Source organism: Achromobacter spanius (genome assembly GCF_029637605.1).
GTDB classification, from domain to species: Bacteria; Pseudomonadota; Gammaproteobacteria; order Burkholderiales; family Burkholderiaceae_B; genus Achromobacter; species Achromobacter spanius_E.
Genome location: NZ_CP121261.1, coordinates 536,386 through 551,524 on the forward strand (window position 1 = coordinate 536,386; position 15,139 = coordinate 551,524).

The window sequence follows — 15,139 nt, forward strand, 5'->3', positions numbered from 1 at the left end:
GCTGGGCAGTCGGCTGAATGGGGACACAGTTAAAAAAGCCGTGGCATCCCCTAAATTTCCCCCTGGGTCTGCCGATAACAGGGGTAGTCGGCGCACGGTTTTGTAATCAATTAAGCAAATTCCATGGCGTGGAATTAATCGCGCTGACTCAAGAAGAACAGCGGCGCCCGGCACATCGGGCTGACGGCCTTTGCAACTTCCGCTTGTTCGCTTCGCCTGTAGTGGAACGTCCGATTGACTGTCCTGGCCAACAATAAACCTTTGTACGCCGGGCTTGCTTACGTCAACAACAACCCTCTCACCCGAGACATTGCCCATGCGTACCCCCTCTGCCGCCCGCAAGCTGAAACTTAGCCCCGGCTATCTGGCGCTTGCCGCTGCAACCTGCATGCCTCTTGCTGTCACCCCGTCGTTCGCAGCCGACCTGCTGGTGGGCAACGGTGGTAATGGCGGCGTGTCGTCTGGCGCTTCTCTCGCTGGCAGCGGTGGCGGCGGCGGTATTGGCGGCGGCGGTGGCGGCGGCGGGTCTGGCGCCAGCGGCGGCGCGGGGGGTGGTTTGGCGCGCGGTGGCGACGGGGCAGTTGGTGATGGTTCGGCTGGCGGAAGCAGCGGTGGCGCTGGCGGCGCATCGGGCACCTTAGGCGGGCTGAGCGGCGTTGGTGGCGGCGGCGGCGCTGGTGGCCCAACGGACAATTCGGGAGGCGGCGGCAGCGGCGGTGGCGCGCTGGGGGCTGGCGGCGGCCTGGGCAACGGTGGGGCAGGCGCCGATGGCGGCGCTATTGTCACCCTCGACGGAACGCCTTTTTCGGGCACGGCAGGCCAGGGCGCCCAAGGGGCTTCCTCGGGCGTTCTCAACTCGGCAGGCCCAGCGTACGACTACATCGGTATTGGCGGTGGGGGCGGTGGTGCGGGTACATTCGCGGATGGTGGGGACGGCACGGCGGGCAGCCTGACGGGCAGCGGTGCGTTTCTGGTCGTATTGAACTCAATGCTGGTGGGCGGGGCAGGCGGAGGCAACAGTCTGGGAGCCACCGGTGGCCGCGGGGGAGACGGCGAACTGGCGCTGACAGGCTCCACGCTTTTTCTGTATGAGACGCTACAGATCGGCGGCGCTGGCGGCGGTGGCTCGGCGTCCGTGCCGACAGGCGGCCAAGGCGGCGACGGCAAGGTGACTGTGGATGACGATACCAACCTGCACTTCCTCGGCCCGGGGAGGGCGCTGGTGGTAGGAGGCGGAACCGGTGGCGGAGCTGGCGTGCTGAACTTGGGCAAGGGGTCCCTGGTTTTCTCGAATGGTGGGACGTTCACCATTAACGCCAATGGCACCGTCAATATCGGAAACGAAACGCTTGATGCAACGACGGGTGGCACGATCACCAACCTGCCTACCCTGGTCAACAACGGAACGATCAATTTCAACCAGCTCGGGTCCGTCCAGCTGGACTCGGACATCACAGGTTCTGGTTCCCTGCACATCAACACCAACGGTGGCGTGGTGCTTACCGGCACCAACACGTATACAGGCGGAACGACCGTATCCGCGGGCACCCTGAACATCGGCCTGAGCGGCGCGACGGGCTCGATCAGCGGCGATATCGTCAACAACGCGTTGGTCGTTTTCAGCAGAAGCGATACCTCCGAGTACGCCGGCAACATGAGCGGCTCGGGCATGTTGCACAAGGTCGGCACAGGCCTGCTGCGCCTGACGGGTGCGAACACCGCAAAAGGAGACGTCCTTGTTGGCAACGGTTCCCTGGAAGTGACGGGCGCTGCGGCGCGCTTGGGGAGTGCGACGTCGGACGTGAACATCGGGACGGGCAGCGCGGTGGGAATAACCGTGAGCAACGGCGCACAATTGACGTCCCATGATGTGCGAGTCGGCTACTTTTCTGATACCAGTACCGCCATCGTGACGGGAGCAGATTCGACGTGGTCGGCCAACTACCTTGCGGTTGGTGCCGGCGTTGGCGCGGAGGGCCGGTTGGAAGTCATGAACGGCGCTCAGCTATCGGCCGCGAAGAGCTTCGTTGGCGCTTCTGCCAACGGGACAGCCCTGGTCTCTGGCGCGAATACGCGATGGGACAGCACGTTCGGGATCATGATCGGCAGCGTGGCAGGCAGCGGGACGAGCTCGGTGGTCGTGGACAGCGGCGCGACGTTGAGCGCCCAGCAGGTAGAGATTTCCGATGGCGGCGGAAGCTTGCAAGTCAATGGATCGGACGCTACCGGGCGCGGCGTCCTGCAGGCAGCGTACGTTGACAGACACGCCGGTACCCCGATAGGCACCGTCGATTTCAATGGCGGTGTGTTGCGGGCGACAGCCTCGGAAGCCAACCTCTTCCGAGGCTTCAGCGCCGGCGAAATCACGCTGGGCGCGGGCGGCCTGTACCTGGATTCCAACGGCTTCGACGTGGGTACCTCTACGGTGCTGGACGGCACCGGTCAGCTCACCAAAACCGGCGCGGGCACGCTGACGCTGTCCGGCGCCAACACGTATTCGGGCGGCACCGCCATTCAGAACGGCACGCTGTCGGTATCGGCCGACGTCAGTCTGGGCGCGGCCGTCGGGGACCTGGAGATGTCCGGCGGCACGCTGGCCACGACCGCCAGCTTCGACACGGGTCGCAACGTCTCCTTGGCGCAGGACGGCACGTTCAATGTGGCAAACGGCACGCAGCTGGGCTTGACCGGCACGGTCTCGGGCGCTGGCGCCTTGGTCAAGCGTGGCGCGGGTACCCTGACGCTATCGGGCGCCAACACCTATGACAGCACGCAAGTGCTGGACGGCACCCTGATCGGCAACAGCGCGTCGATCCGGGGCGACTTGCTCAACAATGGCTCGGTCATCTTCGACCAGGGCGTGGACGGCAGCGCGGCGGGTTCGATGTCGGGCACGGGCGCCATCACCAAGCGTGGCGCGGGCGTTCTGACCCTGACCGGCACGAACGCGCTGAACTGGAACATCGAACAGGGCACGCTTGCCAGCGAGGCCTCGCGCTATAGCGGCGACGCCACCATCGGCGCCGCGGGCACGCTGCGCTTTGCGCAAGCGGGCAACGCCAGCTACGCCGGCCAGATCTCCGGCAGCGGCATCTTCGAGAAAACCGGCGCGGGCGCGCTGACCCTGAGTGCGGACAACAGCGCCTACACCGGCACCACGCGCGTGCAGGCCGGCATGCTGACCGTGGCCAACCAACTGGGCGGCAATGCGGACGTGGTGGGCGGCCGCCTGCATGTGACGGGCGCACTAAGCGGCAATGCCGCCATCGGCAACACCGCCATTCTGTCGGGCACCGGCACCATCGGCCAGAACGTCACGCTGACGGGCGGCACGCTGCAAGGCGCGCAAGGCGGAACGCTGACCATCAGCGGCGATCTCACGCTGGACAACGCCAGCCAGGTCAACGTGGCGTTGGGCAATGCCCCGTCCAACGCGCTGTTCGATGTGCAGGGCAACCTGGCCTTGGCCGGTACGCTGAACGTTACCGACGATGGCGGCTTTGGCCCCGGCGTCTATCGCCTGTTCGACTATGGCGGCACGCTGACCTCGAACACGCTGGCCATCGGCGTCGCACCCACGGGCGTTACGGCCGATGACCTGCGCATCCAGACGGCCGTCAACGGTCAGGTCAACCTGATGTCCACCGCCGGCGCCACGCTGAGCTTCTGGGACGGCAGCAATGTCGCGCAGCGTGACAACAGCGCTATTGATGGCGGCTCGGGCGCCTGGCGCACCGATGGCATGAACTGGACCAACGAAGACGGCACCCTGAACGGCCGCTTCCAGCCCAACCCCACTTTTGCCGTGTTCCAGGGCCAGGCAGGCACCGTGTCGGTGGACGACACGGCGGGTGCGGTGAGCGTGACGGGGATGCAGATCGCGTCGAACGGATACCGTATTGAAGGCGATTCGATTGCACTGGCTGGTGGCACGGAAACCATCGTGCGCGTGGGCTCGGGCGATGTGTCCGGCGCGGCCATCACCGGCACCATCGCGTCGAACCTGACCGGGGCAAGCAAGCTTGTGAAGGCCGACTACGGCACGCTGGTGCTGACGGGCGCCAACACGTATACGGGCGGCACCGAAGTGCGCACGGGCACGTTGGTGGGCAATGAGGCGTCGATTCGGGGCAATCTGCTGAACAACGGCGCTGTCGTGTTCAACCAGGCCACCGATGCGACCTATTCGGGCGATGTCTCCGGCACGGGCACGATGGCCAAGCAAGGCGCGGGTACGCTGACGCTGACCGGTCTTAACGCGCAAGACTGGCGCGTTGATGCAGGCACGCTGGCAGTCAGCGCAGGCGGCTACAACAGCAACACCACCATCGCCTCGGGCGCCCAGGCGCGTTTCGACCAAACCAGCAACGCATCGTTTAACGGCGTGCTGACGGGCGCGGGGCGGGTCACGAAGACCGGCGCGGGCACGCTTCAACTGCTGGCCGACAGCAGCGGTTTTACCGGTCAGACACAGGTTCAAGCCGGCACCGTGCAGGTGTCGAACGCACTGGGTGGTTCCGCCTCGGTCACGGGCGGGCGCCTGGTCAACAACGGCGTCCTGGGGGGCAACGTCGCGGTCAGCGGCGCGGGCGTCTTGTCTGGCGCGGGCCGCATCAACGGCGACGCCACGCTGACCGGCGGCGTGCTGGAAGGCGTGCAAGGGCAGACACTGGCTGTTGGCGGCGACTTGTCGCTGTCCAACACCAGCCAGGTCAACGTGGCACTGGGCCTGGCGCCGAACAACGCCCTGTTTGATGTGGGCGGCAACCTGACCCTGGCTGGCACGCTGAACGTGACGGACCAAGGCGGCTTTGGCGCCGGTGTTTATCGCTTGTTCGACTACGGTGGCAGCTTGGTCGACAACGGCCTGACCGTGGGCACCACGCCTTCTGGCGTCGATGCCAGCGCGTTGGCCGTGCAGACGGCGGTGGGCGGACAAGTGAACCTGGCCTCGACATCCGGCGCAACGCTGGGCTTCTGGGACGGCGATGACACTGCCCGCCACGATAACGGCGCCATCGATGGCGGCGCGGGCACCTGGCGCGCCGATGGTCGCAACTGGGCCAACACGAACGGCACGCTGAACGGTCCGTTCCAACCCAACCCCACCTACGCGGTCTTTCAAGCGCGGGCAGGCACGGTCACGGTGGACGCCTCGGCCGGCGCGATCGGCATCACCGGCATGCAGATTGCCACCGATGGCTACCGCATCGAAGGCGACGCCATCGCGCTGCAAGGCGCGGGCGGTGAGAGCATCATCCGCGTGGGGGCAGGGTCGTCGGCGGACGCCAGCATGGCGGGCACCATTGCCTCCAGCCTGACCGGCGCCAGCAAACTGGCCAAGGCCGATTACGGCCGCCTGGTGCTGACCGCCGACAACACCTACACCGGCGGCACGGATGTGCGCCTGGGCACGCTGTCGGTGTCCAAGGACGCCAACCTGGGCGCGGCCGCGGGCGGTGTGACGCTGAGCGGCGGCGTGCTGGCCACGACGGCCAGCTTCACTACCAACCGCGCCATCACGCTGACGCAGTCGAGCGGCATCGATGTGTCGTCCGGCACGACGCTCGGCTTGTCCGGCGCGATCAGCGGCAACGGTGACTTGAGCAAGGCAGGGGCGGGCGTGCTTACCGTGTCGGGTGACGGCAGCGGCTACACCGGCAGCATGTTGGTGCAGGAAGGCGCGTTGAACCTTGCATCGACCGGAAAGCTCGGCGGCACCTTGACCTTGGCCAGCGGCACGCTGTTGCAAGGCGCGGGCCAGGTCGGCACGACCACGCTGCAAAGCGGCGCCATTCTGGCGCCGGGCAAGGTCAACGGCACCTTGAACGTGGCGGGTAATCTGACCTTCATGCCGGGGTCCGTCTATCAAGTGGCGGCCGATCCGGCGTCATCCGACAGCGCCCGCGTGGCCGTCAGCGGCGTTGCCAATCTGGCCGGCTCGGTGGTGCACGTCGGGCCGGAAGGCGGCTTTGAAACCACGCGCCAGTACACCATCCTGAGCGCCAACGCCATCAACGGCCAGTTCGACAACGTGTCGTCGAACTACGCCTTCCTGGCGCCGGCCCTGAGCTACGGCGCGCAGGATGTCACGCTGCAACTCGGACGCAAGGTGGTGCCGGCCGAGCCAAGCACGCCCTCCCGTCCGATCGCCTTTGCCGACGCCGCGCGCACCGGCAATCAACGCGCCGTCGCCAATGCGCTGGACAGCCTGCCGACCGACAATGCGCTGCACCAATACATCCTGACCTTGCCCGAAGGCGCGCCGCCGGCCGCCTTCAACAGCCTGTCCGGCGAAGCGCACGCCAGCGTCGCGTCCAGCCTGATGGGTTCCAGCAGCACCACGCGCACGCTGCCGCTGTCGCACCTGCGGGCGAACCTGAACGCCGGTATGAGCCCAGGCGCGCCCACGGCGCAAGCGGGCGGCACGCTGTCCGCGTCCGCCTTGCCGTCGTCGAATGCCCAGCCCGCGTGGGCCGAGCTGGTCGGCAACTGGCAAACGCAGAACGCCACGGACAACACCGCGCAAGTCCGTCAACACACCGGCGGCGTCTTCGTTGGGGCGGACCATGCCGTGGGCAACGGCTGGCGTGTGGGCGGGGCCGTCGGCTACACCGACAGCAAGATCCGGGTCGACGATCGTTCGTCCAACGCGGACGTGTCCGGCTACAGCGCGGCCATCTACGGCGGTAAATCGTTTGAGGCGGGTGCGGGCAAGCTGAACCTGCTGGTCGGCACGTCGTACACCTGGCACGACGTCAGCACCGAACGCTACGCCACCGTGGCCGGCGCATCGCAAAAGCTGACCGCTGACTACGGCGCCAGCACCACTCAGCTCTTCACCGAACTGGGCTACGCCATGCCATTGTCAGACCGCACCACGCTTGAGCCCTTCGTGGGCCTGGCCTGGAGCGACCTGCGCAGCCGCAGCTTCAAGGAATCCGGCGGCTCGGCGGCCTTGAGCGGCCAAAGCAGCAGCGACAAGCAAACCAGCAGCACGCTGGGCATGCGCGCCCAAACAGACTTCACGCTGAACGGCGCCGAAGGCCGCTTGCAAGCCACGCTGGGCTGGCGTCATGCGTTTGGCGATGTGCTGCCGCAATCCACCATGGCGTTTGACGGCGGTCAGGCGTTCACGGTGTCGGGTTCACCGATTGCGCGTAACGCGGCGGTTGCCGAGCTGGGCGCGGAAGTGGCGGTGTCCAAGAATGCGTCGTTGGGCTTGAACTACAGCGGGCAGTACGGCGGCGGCAATCGCGAACACGCGGGGTCGCTGAACGTGCGCTGGCGGTATTGAGGAAATATGGTGTCAGACTGGATATATGGTGTCAGACTGCAATTCCCAGGTGATATTGCAGTCTGACACCTTAAAACAACACCTTAAAACAAGTACTCCAGCACCTCATCGCCCGCGTCATTGAACGTGCCGGTCGAGCGCCATCCCAGGTGCCGATAAAACCCATAAGACCGCACCGCCGGATCCGTGGCGCAGCCAAGGAACACACGCGCGAACCCGCGCGTGCGTAGCGCCTCAAGCACCATGCCCAAGAGCGTCTTGCCCACTCCCAAGCCTTCATAGGCGGGCAGCAAGGCCAGCACGACGATCTCGCCGGTATCCCGGTGCGCGAAGCAATAGCCCGCCAGCACATCGCCGTCCAGCGCGACCACGCCGGGGTATAGGCCCGCGTCGATCCCCGCCGCCCAGGTTTCGCGCGTGATGCCGGCGGCGGCGAGTTCCGCTTCGGTGACCGCGTTTTCGCGGGTCTGGGTCCGCAGCGTGATGCACGCGGCGGCGTCGTCGGCAATGGCGGATCGGTAGGTGATTGGCATGGCGCTTACCCTAACAGATGTCACCACGTCAGTGTTTTCCCGATAGAACAACCCTCCCAGCCATTTGTTCCATTGACGGTACATTAGGACACCCCTAGAGTTTCCGGCATGGGAACCACACTGCCTCTGCCGAAATACCACCAGATCTATCTTGTGCTGCGCGAGCAGTTGCAAGAGGGCCGTTTCGATCAGGACGGATTGCCGGGCGAGCACGCCCTGGCCGACCAGTTTGACGTGGCTCGCATCACCATTCGCAAGGCCATGGAAATGCTGGTGGCGGATGGCCTGGTGTCGCGGCGTCCGGGCTTGGGGACCTGGCCCTTGCGCGGGGCGTCCCGCACGCAGGCTCCGCCCGCGGCCAACGCGTCGCAGAAGGCGCACCTGACGGGGCTGCTTGAGAACATCGTCAACATGGGCCTGCGCACCTCTGTGCAGGTGCTGGACAGTGCGCTGGTGTCCGCGCCGCCCACGGTGGCTGAGTCGCTGGGCATTCCGGTGGGCACGCCGGTCCACAAGAGCCTGCGCGTGCGCAGCACCGAGGCCGGGCCGCTGTCGCACATCACCACTTATGTACCGCAGGCCGTGGCCGACTTCACGCGCGAAGACCTGGAACGCGAACCCTTGCTGATGCTGCTGGAAGCGGCCGGCGTGGAGTTCGGTGGCGCCACGCAAACCATTTCGGCGCGCCTGGCCGATGCGCAGGTCGCGCGCCATCTGGATGTGTCGGTGGGGTCGGCGCTACTGGCCGTGACCCGCGTCGTACGCGACGTGAACGACCGCCCCGTGCAGCTCTTGCAGGGCCTGTATCGGCCCGACCGCTACCAATACCAATTGCAGTTGTCGCGCGTCGGCAGCATCGACGCCAAAGTCTGGGTCAGCGAAGAGCTGTCGGCCCAATTTCATTGAACCCCTCGGAGATCTCCCATGAATTCGCGCCGCACTTTTCTGTATCGATCCGCCGCCGCCACGGCGCTGTTGTCCGCGCCCTGGGTGGCGCGCGCGCAAGGCGCCACGCCCGTGAAGGTGGGTGTGCTGCACCCGGTGACCGGCGCCTTGGCGTATTCGGGGCAGCAATGCCGGCTGGGCGCGCTGCTGGCCATTGAAGACATCAACAAGGCGGGCGGCATCAAATCCTTGGGCGGCGCGCCGTTGTCGGCCGTGTTGGGTGACGCGCAGTCGCGCCCCGAGGCGGGTTCGGCGGAAGTGGAGAAGATGAACGAGGCGGGCGTGTCGGCCATTGTCGGCGCGTATGCGTCGGCGATCTGCCTGGCCACCACGCAGACGGCGGCCAAATACAACCTGCCGCATGTGGTGGACGTGGGCGTGGCGGACCAGATTGTGGAGCGCGGCCTGAAGAACACCTTCCGTTTCGGGCCGGGCTACCGTGCCTGTAGCGAACGCGCCATTGCCGACCTGGTGGCCTTGAACGATGCCGCCGGCAAGCCGGCCAAGACCGTGATGATCGTGCACGAGGAGTCGCTGTTCGGCACCGGCACGGCGGCGTTGCTGTCGAAGTCGCTGCCGCAGTACGGCTTCGAGGTGAAGGAAGTGGTGAAGCACCCGAACCCCACGCGCGATTTCAACAACATCGTGCTGCGCATGCGGTCCGTGAACCCGGACATCGTCATCCCGGCCAACTACTACAACGAATATGCGTTGCTGCTGCGCGCGATGAAGCAGCAGAAGGTACAGCCCAAGGCTATTTTTTCCGTGCTGGGGGGCGCGGCGTCCAGCTACAAGTTCCTGAAGGAATTTCCGGACATCGCCAACGGCATCATCGACTGCAACCACTGGTTCAACCCCAAGGATGCGCGCGTGGCGCCGTTGAAGGCCCGCGTGGAAGAGAAGGGCGCGTACTTCAGCTACGAGGTCTTCATGACTTACGTTGCCGTGCAGTTGCTGGCCGACGCCATCGAACGCGCCAAGTCCGCCGACCGCGCCGCCATCACCGACGCGCTGGCGTCCAGCACCTTCCACGACAACCTCATGCCGTATGGCCCGACCAAGTTCGTCAACGGCCAGAACACGGGCGCGCAGCCGCTCTTGACGCAAGTCATCGGTGGCGACATCAAGGTGATCATTCCGGCGGAATACCGCCAGGCCGACGCCATTTTTCCCTTGAAGGCCTGAGCGCGCAGCATGCTGGATCCCGCCATCCTCTTTTCATCGGTGCTGAACGGCCTGACGACCGGCGCGGTGTACGCGCTGATCGCCCTGGGGCTGACCCTGATCTACGGGGTGCTGCACATCATCAACTTTGCCCATGGCGCCGCGCTGATGGTGGCGCTGTACGCCGTCTACCTGCTGAAAGACCGGCTGGGCATCGACCCTTATGCGGCGTTGCCCCTGGTGGTGGCGGGCATGTTCGTGCTGGGCTATGCGCTGCAGCGCGTTGTGATCAACCGCGCCAGCCATGGCAAGGACGAGAACATTCTGCTGGTGACGCTGGGCCTGGCCATCGTGCTGGAAAATCTGGCGCTGGTGTGGTTCAAGTCGGACACGCGCAGCATCGACACGGCCTACACGCTCAGCACGGTCGAGATCGGCCCCGCCATGATCGCGCTGCCCAAGGTCATCGCCTTCTTTGGGGCGCTGGCCGTGGCGGCGGTGCTGTTCTGGATTATCCGCAGCACCGACCTGGGCCGCGCCATACGCGCGGTGGCCCGCGAAAAGCAGGGTGCCAAGCTGATGGGCATAGATGTTGAGAAAGTCTATGCGCTGTCCTTCGGCATCGGCATGGCCTGCCTGGGCGCGGCGGCCTGCTTCCTGCTGCCCGCCTACTACGTCAACCCGCAGGTGGGCAGCGGCTTTGTGCTGGTGGCTTTCACCATCGTGGTGCTGGGCGGTATGGGCAGCTTCGTGGGGGCGCTGGTGGGCGGCTTGCTGATTGGCGTGGTGGAGTCCATCGGGGGCCTGTTCCTGGGTGACTCGCTGGGTCAGATGGGCATTTTTGCGATCTTCATCGCGGTGCTGCTGTTTCGCCCGCAGGGGCTGTTCGGGGCGAGGGGCTGAGCATGAACCGGGATTTATTTTCTATCGCGTTGTTCGGGGTGGCGCTGGCCGTCTTGGCGACGTTCGCGCAGTCTGGCGTGTTGCTGACGTTTGTGATGATGTCGCTGTACGCGGCGTTGCTGTCGCAGGCCTGGAACATTCTGGGCGGCTACGGCGGCCAGTTGTCATTTGGCCATGCGCTGTTCTTTGGCGTGGGCGCCTATGCCCAGGCGCTGGGCCAGCTTAGTCTGGGCATCAACCCCTGGCTGGCGCTGCCGATGGCCATTGCGCTGGGCGCGTTGACGGGCCTGGCCGTGGGCGGGCTGACGTTCCGCTACGGGCTCAAGGGATCGTACTTTGCGCTGGTGACGCTGGCGTTTGCCGAGGTCTTCCGCATCCTGGCCTTGTCGGCGCCCTTCACGGGCGGCGGGGTGGGGCTGATGGTGCCGCTGCAAGAGGGCGCGGCCAACATGCAGTTCGTGTCGCGCCGGGGCTATATCTATCTACTGCTGGCGTTCGTGGTGTTGGCGCTGGCAGTCACCGCATGGCTGCGCCATTCGCGCTTTGGCGCGTACCTGCAAGCGGTGCGCGACAACGAAGACGCCGCGCGCGCCATCGGCGTGAATCCGCTGCGCGTGAAGCTGGGCGGCATTGCCTTGTCGGCGGCGTTCATGAGCGCGGCGGGCGCCTTCTACGTGCAGGTGTTTCAGTACATCGACCCGGGTATCGCCTTCGGGTCGGCCGTGTCGGTGGAAGCCCTGGTGGGCGCCATCGTGGGCGGCATGGGTACGTTGTGGGGGCCGGTGCTGGGCGCGGTGGCGCTGCATGGCCTGGCCGACCTGACGCGCAACCTGTTCGGGGAATTGCCCGGCATCAGCATGGTGATCTACGGCGTGGTGCTGATCCTGATCGTGATGTTCCTGCCGCGCGGCATCAGCGGCAGCGGCCAGTCGCTGCGTGGGCTGTTCAGCAAGGAGCGCGCCCGTGTCTGAGATCCTGCTGCAAGCCCGCAAACTGTCTATTTCCTTTGGTGGTCTGAAGGCGGTTCAGGACGTGAACCTGGCCGTGCCGCAAGGCTCGCTGACCGCGTTGGTCGGCCCCAACGGCGCCGGCAAGACCACGCTGTTCGCGCTGCTGTCCGGGTTTCTGAAACCCGGCGCGGGCTCGGTGCATTTTGCCGGGCAGGACATCACGGGGCGTGCCCCGCACGAGTCCGCGCAGTTGGGCCTGACGCGTACCTTCCAGATCGTGCAGCCCTTTGGCGCGCAAACGGTGCGCCAGAACATCGCGGTGGGCGCGCACTTGCGTCTGCGCGACCGGCGCGCCGCCCTGGCCGAGGCCGAAGCGGTGGCCGCGCGCGTCAACCTGCAAGGCGTGCTGGACAAGCCCGCCGCCGACCTCACGGTAGCGGGGCGCAAGCGGCTGGAACTGGCCCGCGCGCTGGCCACGCGCCCGCGCCTGCTGCTGCTTGACGAGGTGCTGGCCGGCCTGAATCCGAGTGAGATCGACGAGATGATTCCGGTGGTGAAAAAGCTGGTGGACGATGGCGTCACCGTGCTGATGATCGAACACGTCATGCGCGCGGTGATGAGCCTTGCCGAACACGTATGGGTGCTGGCGCAAGGGCGCTTGATTGCGTCGGGCACGCCTGGCGAAGTGACGCGCGACCCGACGGTGGTGGAAGCCTATCTGGGGCACGGCGCGGCGGCCCGGCTGGCCGCGCAAGGGGCGCCGGCATGAGCGCGCTGCTGGAAGTTACCGGCCTGCGGGCGGGCTACGGGCGTATGGAAGTGCTGCGCGGCGTGGATCTGACGGTGGGTGAAGGCGAGATCGTCGTGCTGCTGGGCAGCAACGGCGCGGGCAAGTCCACCTTGAACAACACCGTCTGCGGGCTGTGCAAGCCTTGGGGCGGATCGGTGCGCTTTGAAGGGCAGGACCTGACCGGGCGGCATTACCGTGACGTGGTCAAGGCCGGCCTGATTCAGGTGCCCGAAGGCCGCCGCATCTTCCCGAACCTTAGCGTGCGCGAAAACCTGGAGCTGGGTTCGTTCACCCGGGCGCGCGAGCACCGCGCGGCCAACCTGGACCGCGTGCTGGACATCTTCCCGCGCCTGCGCGAACGGCTGGCGCAACTGGCCGGCACCATGTCGGGCGGCGAACAGCAGATGCTGGCAATCGGGCGGGGCCTGATGGCCGAGCCCCGGCTGCTGATCCTGGACGAACCGTCGTTGGGGCTGTCGCCCTTGATGGTGGAAGAACTGTTTGGCCTGATCCAGCGCCTGCATGCCGATGGGCTGGCGATTTTGCTGGTTGAGCAGAACGTGGGCCAGTCGCTGGAAACGGGTCAGCGCGCCTACGTGATGGAAAACGGCGCCATCCGATATAGCGGCCCATGTGCGCAATTGATGGCCAGCGACGACGTGCGCCGTGCCTATCTGGGGATGTAGCGATGTCTGTTGATCAAGCCGCGCGGCCGCAAAGTCCGCCCCATAGCCCACCCCCCAGTCCGCCACAAACCCTGGCCCAGAAACTGATCGCCGCCGCCTGTGGGCGCGCGTCAGTCGAGCAGGGCGAAATCGTGACCTGTGCCGTGGACCTGGCGATGTTCCATGATTCCAGCGGCCCCCGGCGCTTGCAGCCCATGCTGGAAGAACTGGGCGCGTCGCTGTGGGATCCGAAAAAAATCGTGCTGGTCATCGACCATTACGTGCCCGAATCCGATGATGAATCGCGCCGCATCGTCCGCATTGCGCGCGACTGGGCGGCGGGGCAGCAACTGCCCAACGTGTACGACTCGGTCGGCATCTGCCACGTGGTCGTGCCGCAGCATGGGCATATTCGCCCCGGCATGTTCTGCGTGGGCGGAGATTCGCATTCGCCCACGGGCGGCGCGTTCGGCGCGTACATGTTCGGCATCGGCAGCACCGAAATGCTGGGCGTGGCCGTCACCGGCAAGATCTGGGTCAAGGTGCCGCAGACGCTGATGATGCGCTGGAACGGGCGGCTGGCCGCCGGTGTGACCGCCAAGGACATGATGCTGCACATGATCGGCCGCTACGGCATGAACGGCGGGCGCTACCAGGCCGTGGAATTCTGCGGCGAGGCCGTGCGCGCGCTGCCCATGCAAGAACGCATGACCTTGTCGAACATGAGCGCCGAGCTGGGCTCGCAGGTGGGTCTGATCGCGCCTGACGAGACTACAGCCGCCTACCTGCGCGCGGCGGGCGTGGCCGACGCGCTGGACCTGCCCCGCTGGCAAAGCGATGCGGGCGCGGACGCCGAATGGCACGACTTCGACGCCGCCTCGTTGGCGCCGCAAGTGGCCGCGCCCCACAGCCCGGCGAATGCGCGCGATGTGGATCAATACCGCGACGTGCCGGTGCAAGTGGCCTATATCGGCGCCTGCACGGGCGCCAAGCTGGAGGACTTGCGCGCGGCGGCCAGCGTGTTGCGCGGGCGCCGCCTGGCGGCAGGCATGCGCCTGATGGTCGCGCCGGCCAGCCGCCTGGACCAGCAGCAGGCGGAACAGGAAGGGGTGATGCAGGTGCTGCAAGACGCCGGCGCCCAGGTGCTGGCCACGTCTTGCGGGGCCTGTGCCGGCTATGGCGGATCCATCCCCGACGACGCCAGCGTCATCTCCACCACCGCGCGCAACTTCAAGGGCCGCATGGGGTCGGAGACGGCGCAGGTGTATCTGGCCTCGCCCTACACCGTGGCGGCGTCGGCCGTGGCCGGCCGCATCGCAGACCCGCGCGAGGTGATGGCATGACGGACCGGATTGCAACACCCCCCGTCGCAACCGAAGCCGCCGCCACGCACGGCACATCCACCCATCGCGTCTGGCGCGTGGGGGCCGACATCGACACCGACGCGCTGGCGCCAGGTGCCTACATGAAGTTCGGCATCGACGAGATTGCGCGGCATTGCCTGCAACGGGTCCGCCCGGAATTCGCGGGGCAGGTGCAGCCGGGCGACGTCCTGGTGGCTGGGCCGAATTTCGGTATCGGCTCGTCGCGCGAGCAGGCGGCCTCGGCGCTGGTGCGCCTGGGCGTGGCCGCGGTGATCGCGCCATCCTTCAACGGCCTGTACTTTCGCAACGCCTTCAATGTCGGCCTGCTGCTCTTGACCTGCCCGCAGGCGGACGCGTTGGCGGAAGGCGAGCGCATCACCCTGGACCCCGAGTCTGGTCACATCGGCCGCGCGGCCGGCGTCGACCCGTCTGAACTGCATTGCGAAACCGTACCCGCCTTCCTGATGGACATGGTGCGGGCCGGCGGACTGCTGAATCTGCTGAAACAGCGTCAAACCTCTTAGGAAG

General features: G+C 66.3%; 10 protein-coding genes. 9 read left to right on the forward strand and 1 reads right to left on the reverse strand.

Annotated features, from left to right (window positions below; all coding sequences use genetic code 11):
- The first annotated feature begins 316 nt into the window (after positions 1–316).
- Positions 317–7,297: an autotransporter domain-containing protein gene (locus P8T11_RS02450; RefSeq protein ID WP_268078484.1), complete on the forward strand. Its 6,981-nt coding sequence runs from the start codon at positions 317–319 to the stop codon at positions 7,295–7,297.
- Positions 7,298–7,380: 83 nt separating this feature from the next.
- Here P8T11_RS02450 and P8T11_RS02455 read toward each other — a convergent pair whose 3' ends face one another.
- Positions 7,381–7,830 (reverse strand): GNAT family N-acetyltransferase, encoded by a 450-nt coding sequence (locus P8T11_RS02455; protein WP_268078483.1) that lies wholly within the window; start codon positions 7,828–7,830, stop codon positions 7,381–7,383.
- A gap of 108 nt (positions 7,831–7,938) precedes the next feature.
- Between P8T11_RS02455 and P8T11_RS02460 the strand changes: the two genes are divergently transcribed.
- From P8T11_RS02460 to P8T11_RS02495, 8 genes are read left to right on the forward strand one after another with little or no spacing between them, the layout of a single operon-like run.
- Positions 7,939–8,736, forward strand: a complete 798-nt coding sequence (locus P8T11_RS02460; protein WP_259248644.1) for a GntR family transcriptional regulator — start codon at positions 7,939–7,941, stop codon at positions 8,734–8,736.
- An 18-nt stretch (positions 8,737–8,754) separates the two neighbouring features.
- On the forward strand, positions 8,755–9,960 hold the full coding sequence (locus P8T11_RS02465; RefSeq protein WP_230695476.1) for an ABC transporter substrate-binding protein: 1,206 nt from the start codon (positions 8,755–8,757) through the stop codon (positions 9,958–9,960).
- Between the two features lie 9 nt (positions 9,961–9,969).
- Positions 9,970–10,842 (forward strand): branched-chain amino acid ABC transporter permease, encoded by an 873-nt coding sequence (locus P8T11_RS02470; protein WP_268078481.1) that lies wholly within the window; start codon positions 9,970–9,972, stop codon positions 10,840–10,842.
- Between the two features lie 2 nt (positions 10,843–10,844).
- A complete protein-coding gene (locus P8T11_RS02475) occupies positions 10,845–11,813 on the forward strand; it encodes a branched-chain amino acid ABC transporter permease (RefSeq protein WP_268078480.1) in 969 nt (322 codons plus the stop codon).
- Positions 11,806–12,561 (forward strand): ABC transporter ATP-binding protein, encoded by a 756-nt coding sequence (locus P8T11_RS02480; protein WP_268078479.1) that lies wholly within the window; start codon positions 11,806–11,808, stop codon positions 12,559–12,561. Before P8T11_RS02475 ends, P8T11_RS02480 begins: the two co-directional genes overlap by 8 nt.
- Positions 12,558–13,268, forward strand: a complete 711-nt coding sequence (locus P8T11_RS02485) for an ABC transporter ATP-binding protein (RefSeq protein WP_268078478.1) — start codon at positions 12,558–12,560, stop codon at positions 13,266–13,268. Before P8T11_RS02480 ends, P8T11_RS02485 begins: the two co-directional genes overlap by 4 nt.
- 2 nt (positions 13,269–13,270) lie before the next feature.
- Entirely contained in the window at positions 13,271–14,590 is a 1,320-nt protein-coding gene (locus P8T11_RS02490; RefSeq protein ID WP_268078477.1) for a 3-isopropylmalate dehydratase large subunit, read from the forward strand.
- Positions 14,587–15,135 carry a 3-isopropylmalate dehydratase gene (locus P8T11_RS02495; RefSeq protein ID WP_268078476.1) on the forward strand — a complete coding sequence of 183 codons (549 nt, stop codon included), beginning with the start codon at positions 14,587–14,589 and terminating at the stop codon, positions 15,133–15,135. The genes P8T11_RS02490 and P8T11_RS02495 overlap by 4 nt, the downstream gene beginning before the upstream one ends.
- Positions 15,136–15,139 lie beyond the last annotated feature (4 nt).

Bases quoted from the DNA above. Each gene is read 5' to 3' on its own strand.
- P8T11_RS02450 (WP_268078484.1), top strand. From the start codon at position 317: ATGCGTACCCCCTCTGCCGCCCGCAAGCTGAAACTTAGCCCCGGCTAT.
- P8T11_RS02455 (WP_268078483.1), bottom strand. From the start codon at position 7,830: ATGCCAATCACCTACCGATCCGCCATTGCCGACGACGCCGCCGCGTGC.
- P8T11_RS02460 (WP_259248644.1), top strand. From the start codon at position 7,939: ATGGGAACCACACTGCCTCTGCCGAAATACCACCAGATCTATCTTGTG.
- P8T11_RS02465 (WP_230695476.1), top strand. From the start codon at position 8,755: ATGAATTCGCGCCGCACTTTTCTGTATCGATCCGCCGCCGCCACGGCG.
- P8T11_RS02470 (WP_268078481.1), top strand. From the start codon at position 9,970: ATGCTGGATCCCGCCATCCTCTTTTCATCGGTGCTGAACGGCCTGACG.
- P8T11_RS02475 (WP_268078480.1), top strand. From the start codon at position 10,845: ATGAACCGGGATTTATTTTCTATCGCGTTGTTCGGGGTGGCGCTGGCC.
- P8T11_RS02485 (WP_268078478.1), top strand. From the start codon at position 12,558: ATGAGCGCGCTGCTGGAAGTTACCGGCCTGCGGGCGGGCTACGGGCGT.
- P8T11_RS02490 (WP_268078477.1), top strand. From the start codon at position 13,271: ATGTCTGTTGATCAAGCCGCGCGGCCGCAAAGTCCGCCCCATAGCCCA.
- P8T11_RS02495 (WP_268078476.1), top strand. From the start codon at position 14,587: ATGACGGACCGGATTGCAACACCCCCCGTCGCAACCGAAGCCGCCGCC.